Raw genomic sequence first — 12,755 nt, 5'->3', positions numbered from 1 at the left:
ACCCTGTAGCAGCTGCCGCAGGCTGCGTTAAGGTCCGAAGGACCTTCCCTCGTTCTTGAGGGCGCACGCAGCCTTCGGCAGCTGCTACAGGTATCTGCATAAAAGTTTTGCCGGAACGGTTTATCGAGGGTAAGTTGCGCGCCGGCTTTGTTGCCGGACAGCCATGGCTGTCATGTAACGCGGGCACAACTGCGGCCCAACTATTTAGAGGACCTCCACTTGCCTATTTGTTTTTTTCGCAACGCCATGCTGGCCGGTGCGGGCCTGACTCTGGCAGTCAGTGTTCAAGCCGCGCCCACCGTGCATATTTATAACTGGTCGGACTATATTGGCCCGACCACCCTGGTGGATTTCAATAAAGCCACTGGCATCAAGCCGGTGTATGACGTGTTCGACTCCAATGAAACCCTGGAAGGCAAGTTGCTGGCCGGGCATACCGGTTATGACGTGGTCGTGCCGTCCAACCACTTCCTGGGCAAGCAGATCAAGGCCGGGGCATTCCAGAAGCTCGACAAGTCACAGTTGCCGAATTATTCGAACCTCGACCCGGTGTTGCTCAAGCGCCTGGAGAAGAACGATCCGGGCAACCAGTACGCCGTGCCATACCTGTGGGGCACCAACGGCATCGGTTACAACGTCGAGAAAGTCAAAGCCGCGCTGGGCGTCGACAAGATCGACTCGTGGGCCATGCTGTTCGAGCCGGAGAACATCAAGAAGCTTTCCGGCTGTGGTGTGGCGTTCCTCGACTCAGCGGACGAAATACTCCCGGCGATGCTGAACTACATGGGCCTGTCGCCAAACAGCCAGGACCCTGAAGACTACAAGAAAGCCGAAGCCAAACTGCTGGCGATCCGGCCTTACGTGACCTACTTCAATTCGTCCAAATACATCTCTGACCTGGCCAATGGCGAGATCTGCGTGGCCGCCGGTTTTTCCGGCGATGTGTTCCAGGCCAAGGCGCGGGCCGCCGAAGCCGGCAAGGGCATCGACATTGCCTACGTGATTCCCAAAGAGGGCGGCAACCTCTGGTTCGACATGCTGGCCATTCCCCGGGATGCGACCAACATCAAGGAGGCCCATGCCGTTATCAACTATCTGCTCAAGCCTGAAGTGATCGCCAAGGTCAGTGATTCTGTCGGCTACGCCAACCCCAACCTGAAGGCGGGCGAGCTGATGGATCAGGCCGTACGCACGGACGAGGCGGTCTATCCCTCGCAGGCCGTCGTCGACAAGCTGTATGTCAATGCAGAGTTGCCAGCCAGGATTCAACGACTCATGACCCGCAGCTGGACCAAGATCAAGTCGGGTAAATAGCACGCTATCCAGGGTTCGTCTGTATTGGGCGAACTGCAAATTTTGTTGGGAGTTTCGTAAATGGCAGTTGCCTCCGGCGCCTATAAGAAAGCCCTCGATGGCGATCAATCACCTAAACAGGTGTTGGTCAAAATCGACCGGGTCACGAAGAAGTTCGACGAGACGATTGCCGTGGACGATGTGTCCCTGGAAATCAAGAAAGGCGAGATTTTCGCTTTGCTCGGCGGTTCGGGATCGGGCAAATCCACCTTGCTGCGGATGCTCGCAGGCTTCGAGCGGCCAACGGAGGGGCGCATTTTTCTCGATGGTGTGGATATCACCGACATGCCGCCGTACGAGCGGCCGATCAACATGATGTTCCAGTCCTATGCCTTGTTCCCGCACATGACGGTGGCGCAGAACATTGCCTTCGGCCTCAAGCAGGACAAGATTCCGGCGTCTGAAGTCGATGCCCGCGTGGCGGAAATGCTCAAGCTGGTGCAGATGAGCGAGTACGCCAGGCGCAAGCCGCATCAACTGTCCGGTGGTCAGCGTCAGCGGGTGGCGCTGGCGCGCTCCCTCGCCAAGCGGCCGAAGCTGTTGCTGCTCGACGAACCGATGGGCGCGCTGGACAAAAAGCTGCGCTCGCAAATGCAGCTTGAGCTGGTCGAGATCATCGAGCGGGTCGGGGTGACCTGCGTGATGGTGACTCACGACCAGGAAGAAGCCATGACCATGGCTGAACGCATTGCGATCATGCACCTGGGCTGGATTGCCCAGATCGGTAGCCCGATCGACATCTACGAAACCCCGACCAGCCGTCTGGTCTGTGAATTCATCGGTAACGTCAACATCTTCGAAGGTGAAGTGGTGGACGACGCCGAGGGCTATGCCGTCATTACCTGCAAGGACCTTGACCGTAACATCTACGTGGGTCACGGCGTCAGTACCTCGGTGCAGGACAAGGCCATCACCTACGCGATTCGGCCGGAAAAACTGTTGGTCACTACCGAGATGCCGACCTGCGAAAACAACTGGTCGAGCGGCAAGGTGCATGACATCGCCTACCTGGGCGGTCACTCGGTGTTCTACGTCGAATTGCCAAGCGGAAAACTGGTCCAGTCTTTCGTCGCCAACGCCGAACGCCGTGGCACACGGCCGACCTGGGGCGACCAGGTTTATGTGTGGTGGGAAGACGACAGCGGCGTGGTACTGCGTTCATGAAAATCCGAAAACTCAAACGTGCGTTGCAACGAATAACGCCCGGTGGCCGGCAGTTGGTCATCGGGGTACCGTTTCTCTGGCTGTTCATGTTCTTCATGCTGCCGTTCTTCATCGTTCTGAAGATCAGCTTCGCTGAAGCCGACGTAGCCATCCCGCCGTACACCGAGATCTACAGCTACGTCGAGCAGAAGCTGCAACTGCTGCTCAACCTCGGCAACTACGTGATGCTGAGCGAAGATGAGTTGTACATCGCCGCTTACCTCGGCTCGCTGAAGATGGCGTTATTCAGCACCATCCTCTGCCTGCTGATCGGCTATCCGATGGCCTATGCCATCGCCAGCGCGCGCAAGGAAATGCAAACCGTGCTGGTGCTGCTGATCATGATGCCGACCTGGACGGCGATCCTGATCCGCGTTTACGCGTGGATGGGCATCCTCAGCAACAACGGCCTGCTCAACGGCTTCCTGATGACGATGGGCTGGATCGATGAACCGCTGCAGATTCTCAACACCAACCTGGCGGTCTACATAGGGATTGTGTACTCGTATTTGCCGTTCATGATCCTGCCGCTCTACGCCAACCTGGTGAAGCACGACAACAGTCTGCTGGAAGCCGCGTCGGACCTGGGGTCGAGCACCTTCAACAGCTTCTGGAAAATTACCGTCCCGCTGTCGAAGAACGGCATCATCGCAGGCTGCATGCTGGTGTTCATCCCGGTAGTGGGTGAGTTCGTGATCCCGGAGCTGCTCGGCGGTCCGGAAACCCTGATGATCGGTAAAGTGCTCTGGCAAGAGTTCTTCAACAACCGTGACTGGCCGGTGGCGTCTGCCCTGGCGGTGGTGATGCTGGCGATCCTGATTGTGCCGATCATCCTGTTCAACCGTAGTCAGGCTAAAGAAATGGAGGGCAGAGAATGAAGCGCTTCGGTTTTTCAAGCCTGATGCTGATAGTGGGGCTGCTGTTCATCTATGCGCCGATGCTGATCCTGGTGATCTACTCGTTCAACGCCTCGAAGCTGGTGACGGTCTGGGGCGGTTGGTCGATCAAGTGGTACGTCGGTCTGCTGGACAACACCCAACTGATGGGCTCGGTGGTGCGCTCGCTGGAGATCGCCTGCTACACGGCGGTGGCGGCGGTGGCGTTGGGCACCCTGGCGGCGTTCGTGCTGACCCGAATCACCCACTTCAAGGGTCGCACGCTGTTCGGTGGCCTGGTCACCGCGCCGCTGGTGATGCCCGAAGTGATCACCGGTCTGTCGCTGTTGCTGCTGTTCGTGGCCATGGCGCAGATGATCGGCTGGCCGCAGGAGCGTGGCATCCTCACCATCTGGATCGCCCACACCACGTTCTGCGCGGCCTATGTGGCGGTGGTGGTTTCGGCACGCTTGCGCGAGCTGGACCTGTCCATCGAAGAAGCCGCCATGGACCTCGGGGCGCGGCCGTGGAAGGTGTTCTTCCTGATCACCATCCCGATGATCGCCCCATCGCTGGGCGCGGGCGGCATGATGTCCTTCGCCCTGTCGCTGGATGACCTGGTGTTGGCGAGCTTCGTCTCGGGCCCGGGTTCGACGACCTTGCCGATGGAAGTCTTCTCGGCGGTTCGTCTGGGCGTGAAACCCGAGATCAACGCCGTGGCCAGTTTGATTCTGCTGGTGGTGTCGCTAATGACCTTCCTGGTCTGGTTCTTCAGCCGCCGTGCCGAAGAACACCGCAAGCGCGCCATCCAGCAAGCCATCGACGAAAGCGCTGCCGACTCCTGGAAGCAACCGGACATACGCCGCGCCCCGGCGCCGACTTCGGTTTAAGCCAGTGTTGATGATCGTTCCCACGCGGGAGTGGGAACGGTCAGTTACCCTCTGGCCACAAGGTAAGGCTCAAAAAATATGCAGTGTCTTGCGGCTGGTATCGCGCTCGACTTCTTTGGGTTTGTACGCGCAATACCCTGGCCGAGGGCCGATTTTCGGGTGATTGCGGCAGGTGTCCGGGCGTTTTTCGTAAATGGTGCACAGACGGCTTTTGCGGTCCAGGTAAAGGCAATCGTTGTTGCTCATGCGCTGAAGCGTGAAAATTTCCGACTTCTGGTTGTAGCGCTCGACGATGCCTTCTTTCTGTAAGCGCTTGGCGATATTCTTTGGTGGGTCGCCACGCTCGAATTCATCGACGATGCCGATGCGGATCAAGTCTTTGATCTTCACTTCGACCGGCAGGGTGCAACAGCTGGAAACACAGCCACCGCACATATAGCTGGAGTATTTCGCCCAGGTATCGAGTCGGTCGATTTCCGCGGCGGCGATCAGTTGGGGCTTCATCAGGTGTGTTTCCAGGGGGTGTATCAGGGCGCGCGATGATACCGGGGTTGGTGGATGTGTGAACAACCATTTGCCGGTTTTTCGTCCGTTCAGGGTATTTTGGGCCAGATCGGCACGGCTTCTGCATCTTTTCAGGACATACCGGCCGGGACAAAAGCTTTGCGTGGGCAATTGCAAATTAACGCCGAACCACAGCCTTTGCCTCGTGTCAGACCGACTAGGCTCAGACAATTCCATGCCGTCTATCTCGTTCGAGGTCGTATCGATGACTCAGGAACCGCTTGTTCGTGACGTAGAGGTGGCCGCATTTCGCGACGCTGTCTTGGCCAAACTCACCTACGCGGTGGGCAAGGATCCGGATCACGCGTTTGACCATGACTGGTTCGAAGCCATTGCCTTGGCAGCCCGGGACCATATGGTCGAGCACTGGATGGACCACACCCGGCAGATCTACCGTAAGGGCCAGAAGCGGGTGTACTACCTGTCGCTGGAATTTCTGATTGGCCGTCTGCTCTACGACAGCCTGAGCAACCTCGGGCTGCTGGACGTGGCGCGCGAAGCCTTGACCGAGCTGGGTGTCGACCTTGAGCGTATACGCCTGCTGGAACCGGATGCGGCGCTGGGCAACGGTGGCCTTGGCCGGTTGGCGGCGTGTTTCATGGAAAGCATGTCGACACTCGGTATCGCCGGCCATGGTTACGGTATTCGTTATGAACATGGCTTGTTCCGTCAGGCGATAGTCGATGGCTGGCAGCAGGAGCAGACCGAACACTGGCTGGATTTCGGCAACCCGTGGGAATTCGAGCGCCCAGAGGTGATCTACCCGATCGGCTTTGGCGGTCACGTCGATACCGTGATGGATGAAACCGGCAAGACCAAGCAAGTCTGGTGGCCGGTAGAAACCGTCCGGGCGGTAGCCTACGACACGCCGGTGGTCGGTTGGCGCGGTGCCAGCGTCAACACCCTGCGGCTATGGCGGGCGCGGGCGATGGAAGAACTGCATCTGGAGCGCTTCAATGCCGGCGACCACTTGGGCGCCGTGGCTGAAGTGGCGCGGGCGGAAAGTATTTCCCGTGTGCTCTATCCGGCCGACAGCACCGAAGCCGGGCAAGAACTGCGGCTGCGTCAGGAATACTTCTTCGTTTCGGCATCCTTGCAGGATCTGATTCGCCGACACCTGAACATGCACGAGTCATTGCTGAATCTTGGGGATCACGCCGCGATCCAGCTCAACGACACCCATCCTTCGATCGCTGTGGCCGAGCTGATGCGTCTGCTGGTCGACCTGTACGACCTGGCCTGGGATGCGGCGTGGCAGGTTACCGTCGACACACTGTCCTACACCAACCACACGTTACTTCCGGAAGCACTGGAAACCTGGCCGGTGGGGTTGATGGAGCGGATGCTACCGCGGCATATGCAGATCATCTACCTGATCAATGCCCAGCACATCGACGCGCTACGGGCCAAGGGCATCCACGACTTCGACGTGCTGCGCGCGGTGTCGTTGATCGAGGAAGACAACGGCCGCCGTGTTCGCATGGGTAACCTGGCGTTTCTCGGCTCCCACAGCGTCAACGGGGTATCCGCTCTGCATACCCAATTGATGCGCAGTACGGTGTTTTCCGAGATGCATAAGCTCTATCCGGAGCGAATCAACAACAAGACCAACGGCATTACCTTCCGGCGCTGGCTGTACCAGGCCAACCCGGAACTGACCTCGATGATGGTCGATGCCTTGGGCCCCAAGTTGCTGGATAACGTTGAGCAGCGGTTGATCGACCTGGAGCCGTTCGCCGAGAAATCAGGGTTTCGCAAGCAGTTCGCCGAGCAGCGCCTGCACAACAAAAGAGCCTTGGCCGAAATCATCCATGAGCGCTTGGGCATCGCTGTCAATCCGGCGGCGATGTTCGATGTACAGGTCAAACGGATTCACGAATACAAGCGTCAGTTGCTCAACCTGCTGCACACCGTGGCGCTGTACCAGGCGATCCGCGCGGAACCGGAAATCGATTGGGTGCCGCGAGTGAAGATCTTCGCCGGCAAGGCTGCGGCCAGTTATCACCAGGCCAAGTTGATCATCAAACTGACCAATGACATCGCCCGCACGGTGAATAACGATCCGACCGTGCGCGGCTTGCTTAAAGTCGTGTTCCTGCCCAATTACAACGTCAGTCTGGCGGAGAGCATTATTCCGGCCGCTGACCTGTCGGAGCAGATTTCCACCGCCGGTTTCGAAGCCTCGGGCACCAGCAATATGAAGTTCGGCCTCAACGGTGCGCTGACCATTGGCACGCTGGACGGTGCCAACGTGGAAATGTGCGAACGTATCGGTGCCGAGCACATGTTTATCTTTGGCCTCACCGCCCAGCAGGTCGAAGCGCGCAAACTCAACAGTGAGTTCAGCGCCGTTCCCGATATCGCGGCCTCCCATCGGCTCAACGATGTGCTGCAAGCGATTCGCGGCGGGGTCTTCTCGCCAGATGATCCCGCGCGTTATACCGGGTTGATCGATTCGTTGATCGACCATGACCGATTCCTGGTCTGCGCCGATTTCGATTCCTATTGGCACGCTCAAATGCGAGTGGAAGCTCATTGGCAAAACTCGAAAGAGTGGTGGCGCTCGGCGGTGCTGAGCACTGCGCGGATGGGCTGGTTCTCGTCCGACCGGACGATTCGTGAATACGCGACGGACATCTGGAAGGCTCTTGGGTAGCTTTTTATGTAGCTTTTAACGACAAATGTGCGCAAGGCCCAACGCCTGTTGGGCCTGATCGATATACTGAGTGTCAGTTTCGCCGGGATGGCCACGGCGCTTAGGGATATCGACCATGCAATGGATTTTCATGTTGATAGGGCTGGTGCTGGGCGGGGGGCTCGATGAGTCCTTCAGCGGCGCCCTGCTGGGTGCACTGATCGGGCTCGGCGTCGGGCAGGCTATGCGCCTTGCGAGTCTGGGTTCGCAAGCGGCGCAGCAGCGCCAGCAACTGGAACTGGCGCAGAAGGCTTTAGCGGTTGTCGAGCGACGCTTGGCGCTGCTTGAAGTGCCGGGTGTCAGAGCTGCCGGGCAGCCTGAGCCGACGACTGCCAGCGAATCTGTCCAACCTGATCAACCCCCTGAAATTGTCTTGAGCGAAGCATCGGAACCGACTCCGGCGTCTTTGGGTGCGGTTCCCGAACTGGTCTGGGATTGGCCGGCCGAGCTTGAACACGAGCAATTTTCCGTTGCGCCAGAGGCGAGCAAACCACTGGCTGCCGATGCCTGGAAGCCAGAACCCGCCGCCCGCGAACCAAGAGAACCGGCCGCTCCACGTGGACCGAACCTGATCGAGCGCGCCATTGCCGGCGCACGCAATTGGTTGTTCGGTGGTAATACCGTGCTGCGGGTTGGTGTGGTGCTGTTGTTCCTGGGGTTGGCGTTTCTGCTGCGTTATGCCACTGAAGGCATGGTGGTGCCGATCGAGCTGCGTTACGCCGGGGTCGCGGCTAGCGCTCTTGGCCTGTTGGGGGTGGGCTGGTGGCTGCGTCTGCGTAACAGCAACTTCGCGTTGATGCTGCAGGGTACCGGGATCGCGGTGTTGTACCTGACGGTGTTCGCCGCCATGCGCCTGCATCCGTTGCTCGATCCGACCGCTGCCCTGGGCTTGTTGGTGGCGGTCACGGTGTTCTCGGCGATTCTGGCGATCACTCAGGACGCGCTGGGCCTGGCTGCTGCGGCGGCACTCGGTGGCTTTGCCGCGCCGATCCTGACCTCCACCGGCGCCGGCAATCATGTCGCGCTGTTCAGTTATTTCGCCTTGCTCAATGCCGGCATTCTCGGCATCGCCTGGTTCAAGGCCTGGCGTTTGCTCAACCTGATCGGTTTCGTCGGCACCTTCGGCATTGGCTTCGCCTGGGGCCTGCGTTCTTACACACCGGAACTGCTGTGGAGCACCGAACCGTTTCTGATCCTGTTCTTCCTGATGTACCTGGCGATCGGGCTGCTATTCGCGCGGCGCAAGTTGCTCGAAATGAGCGATGCACCAGAAGACGACAGCCGCGAGGCGCTGCTGCGCTGGTCGACGCGCAAGGGCGACTATGTTGACGGCACGATGCTGTTCGGCCCGCCGCTGGTGGGTTTCGGTTTGCAGTTCGCGCTGGTCGAGCATCTGGAATTTGCGGCAGCGTTCAGTGCTTTGGCGCTGGGCATCATCTACATCGGCCTGGCCCGTTTGCTTGCCGGTGGGCGAGCGCTGTTGCTGGGCGAAACCTGCCTGGCATTGGGGGTGATTTTCGCCAGCCTGGCGATTCCGCTAGGGTTGGATGCCCGCTGGACGGCGGCGGCCTGGGCGGTGGAAGGCGCGGGGATTTTCTGGCTTGGCCTGCGTCAGCAGCGCCCCCTGGCGCGGGCGTTTGCCTTGCTGCTGCAACTGGGCTCGGCGCTGGCATTCCTCAGCGAACTGCGCACTGGCGAGGCGAGTCTGCTGGACGGTGCACCGCTGGGGGCTCTGTTGCTGGGCGCGGCCTTGCTGTTCAGTTTCTATCAATTGCGCAACGCCTTGCCCGAGCAAGCGTCGAACCGGGAGCGCAAGGCATTGCCAGTGCTGGCCTGCGGTGGCCTGGCGTTCCTCTATCTGCTGGCGCCGTTGTTTTTCTTCAGCCACGGCACGGCCATCAGTTGGGCGCTGGCAGGGCTGGTGACCTTGTTTGTCGGCCTGCGCCTGCAATCGCGGACTTTCCTCTTTACCGCCTTCGCTGTGCAACTGCTCGGTGGCGCGTTGTTCCTGCTGCGGCTGCAAGGCGCGCAGGGCGACTCTGCGGTCTTCAGCGCCGGCTGGAGCGGTTTGCTCAGCGCGTCCCTGATCGGTCTGGCGTTGATTGGCGGCATGTTGCTGGCGGCGCGTGATGACATGGTGCGCAGCGACGTGCGCCTGTTGCGCGGTCTGTCGGTGGTGTTGCTGGCAGGTCTGGTGCTGATCAATCTGGCGGTGCTGTTCGTCCTGCCGTGGCAAACCGCGAGCGCGGTGTGGGCCGCCAGTGGTTTGTTGATCATCTGGTTGAGCCTGTATTTGCAACAGCGAGTGAGTTTTGTTTTTGGTCTGCTGTTGCAGGTAATTGGCGGTGCAGCGTTCCTGATTGCTGGTCCTGATCTGCTGGGACCATTGAGCAGCGAAGGATTGCGACCGTTGGCCCACAGCGGTTTCTGGACGCCGCTGGTGTTGGGGTTGGCGGCGATGGTCGGGGCCTGGCGCTTGCAGCGTGGCAATCATGCGACGGCGTTCGATGTCTTGAGTTTGCAGCGTTTGTCCGAACTGCTGCTGGTGTGGGGCGCGGCCTGGTGGGCGTTGGCGTTGGTCAGCGAGGTGTTGCGTTTCGCCCCGGCGGATCTGCAAGCCACACTGTTGCTTGGTAGCGCGGCGTTGAGTGTCGCGGTGTGGGCCGTGTTGGCCTTGCGCTTGAAGTGGCTGGCGTTGGGCCTGCTCTGCAGCTTGCTGATGCTGGCCTCGGGTCTGGTATTGGTGGCGGCCTGGCACACTCGCTATCACCCGGCGGCGAACTTCGGCTGGCTGGCGTGGGCGTCGGTGTTCATCGTGCATTTCATCTCGTTGCGACGCTTGGCGCCGATGCTGCCCGCTACCGCGTTGAGCGCTGCCCATGTGCTGGGTTGCTGGCTGCTGCTCGGCGTGCTGGCGCTGGAGTTGCGTTACGGCCTGCTGTTGTTGTCCGAGCAGTACAACGCCTGGCGCTGGTTGGGCTGGGCGATTCTGCCGAGCCTGTATCTGGTGCTGATGGCCGCGCCTCGCAGCTGGCCGTGGCCGGTTTCGGCTTATTCGCGCGAATACCGCTTGTACGCGGCGCTGCCACTGGCATTGCTGATGCTCGGCTGGTTCTGGCTGGCAAACATCGCCAGTGACGGTACCGCCGAGCCGCTGCCTTATGTGCCGCTGCTCAATCCGCTGGAGTTGGGCCTGTTGTTCGCCCTGTTCGGGGTCTATGTCTGGTCTCGCAGCGCGGTCACGCAATGGGCGATCCGCGCCGACTATGCCGAGCGCGCCACGCAACTGGTGGCAGGCGTCTCGCTGTTCGCCTTCTTCACTGCACTGGTGATGCGCAGTGCTCACTATTGGGGCGGTGTGCCGTTTGCGCTGGACTTGCTGCTCGAGTCGATGCTGGTGCAGGCCGGCCTGTCGATCGTCTGGACGCTGATTGCCTTGAGTCTGATGATCGGCGGCCATTTGCGTCACCGTCGCGAAATCTGGCTGATCGGTGCTGCGCTGATCGCGGTGGTGGTCGCCAAGCTGTTCTTTGTCGAGTTGAGCAACCGCGGCGGGCTGGCGCGGATCGTGTCGTTTATCGGCGTGGGTGTGTTGTTGCTGGTGGTGGGCTATTTCGCCCCGTTGCCGCCCAAACGTGCCGAAGCTGAGCCGGGAGCTGAAAAGCCGGCCAATGAATCTGAAGGAGTGTCGTCTTGAGACAGAAGCTGAGCCTGGGCTGGTTGGGGGCTGTGGGGTTGTGTGTGGCGCTGTCGGCCAATGCCCAGGAAAAGCCGGGAGATTTCGTCACCCAAGTGCCGTTGACCCTGAGCGGCGAAGGCCCCTGGTATCGCCTCGAGTTGCCGATGGCGGTGCAACTGAAGGCGCGTCAGACCGATCTCAGCGACGTGCGGGTGTTCAACGCCGCCGGTGAAGCCCAGGCCTACGCGCTGGCCCGTGAGCAAGCGCGGACCACCGAAAACCGTACCTTGAACGACGTGAAGTGGTTCCCCCTATACAGCTCGGCGGACGCCAGCGAAGCCATGCCGGGTATACGGGTGCAATCGAACGCCAACGGCACGCTGGTCGAAGTCCAGCCTTCCAGTCAGTTGGAAGCCGGTGAAGAAGTCCTCCGCGGCTGGTTGCTGGATGCCAGTGCGATCAAGGCGCCGTTGCAGCAGTTGATCCTCGACTGGACCAGCGAGCGTGATGGCTTTCAGCGCTTCAGCATTGAAGCCAGCGATGACTTGCAGCATTGGCAGTCCTGGGGCGAAGGGCAGGTGGCGCGCCTGTCGTTTGCCGACGAGCGGGTCGAGCAGCATGAAGTCGGTTTGCCGGGGCTGTCAGCGCGCTATCTGCGCCTGCTTTGGAATACCCCACAGTCGGCGCCGGTCCTCACCTCGGCCCAACTGGAAAGCGCCAGCACCAACAGCCTGCCGCTGCCATTGGTCTGGTCGCGGTCGTTGGCCGGGAGCAGCGTGAAGGCGGGCGAATACACCTGGCAGCTGCCGATGGGCCTGAGCATCGAGCGTTTGCAGATCGAGCTGAGCCAGGCCAACAGCCTCGCCCCGGTGACCCTGTATGGTCGTCGCGAAAGCAGTCTGCCATGGCAGCAGCTGAGCAGCGGTTTGCTCTATCGCCTGACCCAGAACGCTCAGGAGGTGGTGCAGGACGAATTGCAGCTGCCCGGTCAGACCGTTCAGCAGCTCAAGCTGATCGTCGATGAGCGTGGCGGTGGCCTGGGCGCTGAAGCCCCGGCCTTGCACTTTGCCGTGCGGGCGACGCAGTTGGTGTTTCTGGCGCGCGGTACAGGACCCTACACGCTAGCGCTGGGTAATCCGACGGTGAAAGCGGCGAATCTTTCGCTGTTGACGCTGATTCCGGACTACAGCGCCGAGCGCATGGCGGCTTTGGGTCAGGCCAAAGTCGATGGTGATTCGGTGGTGATTCAGCCGACCACCGCGACGCCGCCGGTTGTCGTTGGTACTGACTGGAAGAAAATCGGTTTGTGGGCGGTGCTCTTGCTGGGCGTGGTGTTTCTCGCCGCCATGGCGTTCAGTTTGTTGCGCAAACCACCGGCGAAGACCTGATTTTTTAGCGCTTCGCGCTATTCGCGGGCAAGCCCGCTCCCACATTTGATCGCATATCCCCTGTGGGAGCGGCGGTGCGACGATTCGACTTGCCCGCGAAGACGATCT

The 12,755-nt window shown here is 60.3% G+C and carries 8 protein-coding genes; 7 read left to right on the top strand and 1 reads right to left on the bottom strand.

Annotation, left to right across the window (positions count from 1 at the left end):
* The first annotated feature begins 219 nt into the window (after positions 1-219).
* The 4 genes from AC3I0A_RS25945 to AC3I0A_RS25930 are packed head-to-tail and all read left to right on the top strand — an operon-like array spanning position 220 to position 4,321.
* The gene (locus AC3I0A_RS25945) at positions 220-1,314 is read left to right on the top strand and encodes a polyamine ABC transporter substrate-binding protein (protein WP_489375361.1); all 1,095 of its coding nucleotides are present in this window, start codon (positions 220-222) and stop codon (positions 1,312-1,314) included.
* A 60-nt stretch (positions 1,315-1,374) separates the two neighbouring features.
* On the top strand, positions 1,375-2,517 hold the full coding sequence (locus AC3I0A_RS25940) for an ABC transporter ATP-binding protein (protein WP_489375360.1): 1,143 nt from the start codon (positions 1,375-1,377) through the stop codon (positions 2,515-2,517).
* Complete coding sequence (locus AC3I0A_RS25935; RefSeq protein ID WP_489375359.1) at positions 2,514-3,434, top strand: ABC transporter permease subunit; 921 nt, start codon at positions 2,514-2,516, stop codon at positions 3,432-3,434. The genes AC3I0A_RS25940 and AC3I0A_RS25935 overlap by 4 nt, the downstream gene beginning before the upstream one ends.
* A complete protein-coding gene (locus AC3I0A_RS25930; protein WP_489375358.1) occupies positions 3,431-4,321 on the top strand; it encodes an ABC transporter permease subunit in 891 nt (296 codons plus the stop codon). Before AC3I0A_RS25935 ends, AC3I0A_RS25930 begins: the two co-directional genes overlap by 4 nt.
* Positions 4,322-4,390: 69 nt before the next feature.
* On the opposite strand, the gene AC3I0A_RS25925 is transcribed toward AC3I0A_RS25930, so the two are convergent.
* On the bottom strand, positions 4,391-4,825 hold the full coding sequence (locus AC3I0A_RS25925) for a YkgJ family cysteine cluster protein (RefSeq protein WP_489375357.1): 435 nt from the start codon (positions 4,823-4,825) through the stop codon (positions 4,391-4,393).
* A gap of 265 nt (positions 4,826-5,090) precedes the next feature.
* Between AC3I0A_RS25925 and AC3I0A_RS25920 the strand changes: the two genes are divergently transcribed.
* The 3 genes from AC3I0A_RS25920 to AC3I0A_RS25910 all read left to right on the top strand — a co-directional run bounded on the left by AC3I0A_RS25920 (position 5,091) and on the right by AC3I0A_RS25910 (position 12,647).
* Positions 5,091-7,541: a glycogen/starch/alpha-glucan phosphorylase gene (locus AC3I0A_RS25920; RefSeq protein WP_489375356.1), complete on the top strand. Its 2,451-nt coding sequence runs from the start codon at positions 5,091-5,093 to the stop codon at positions 7,539-7,541.
* A 115-nt stretch (positions 7,542-7,656) separates the two neighbouring features.
* On the top strand, positions 7,657-11,277 hold the full coding sequence (locus AC3I0A_RS25915; RefSeq protein ID WP_489375355.1) for a DUF2339 domain-containing protein: 3,621 nt from the start codon (positions 7,657-7,659) through the stop codon (positions 11,275-11,277).
* Positions 11,274-12,647, top strand: coding sequence for a DUF3999 domain-containing protein (locus tag AC3I0A_RS25910; RefSeq protein WP_489375354.1), 1,374 nt, complete (start codon positions 11,274-11,276; stop codon positions 12,645-12,647). The genes AC3I0A_RS25915 and AC3I0A_RS25910 overlap by 4 nt, the downstream gene beginning before the upstream one ends.
* Positions 12,648-12,755: the final 108 nt, after the last annotated feature.

The sequence above is a fragment of the Pseudomonas sp. KH_024_B2 genome (assembly GCF_057839965.1).
This window is presented reverse-complemented; position numbering and strand designations above follow the sequence as displayed.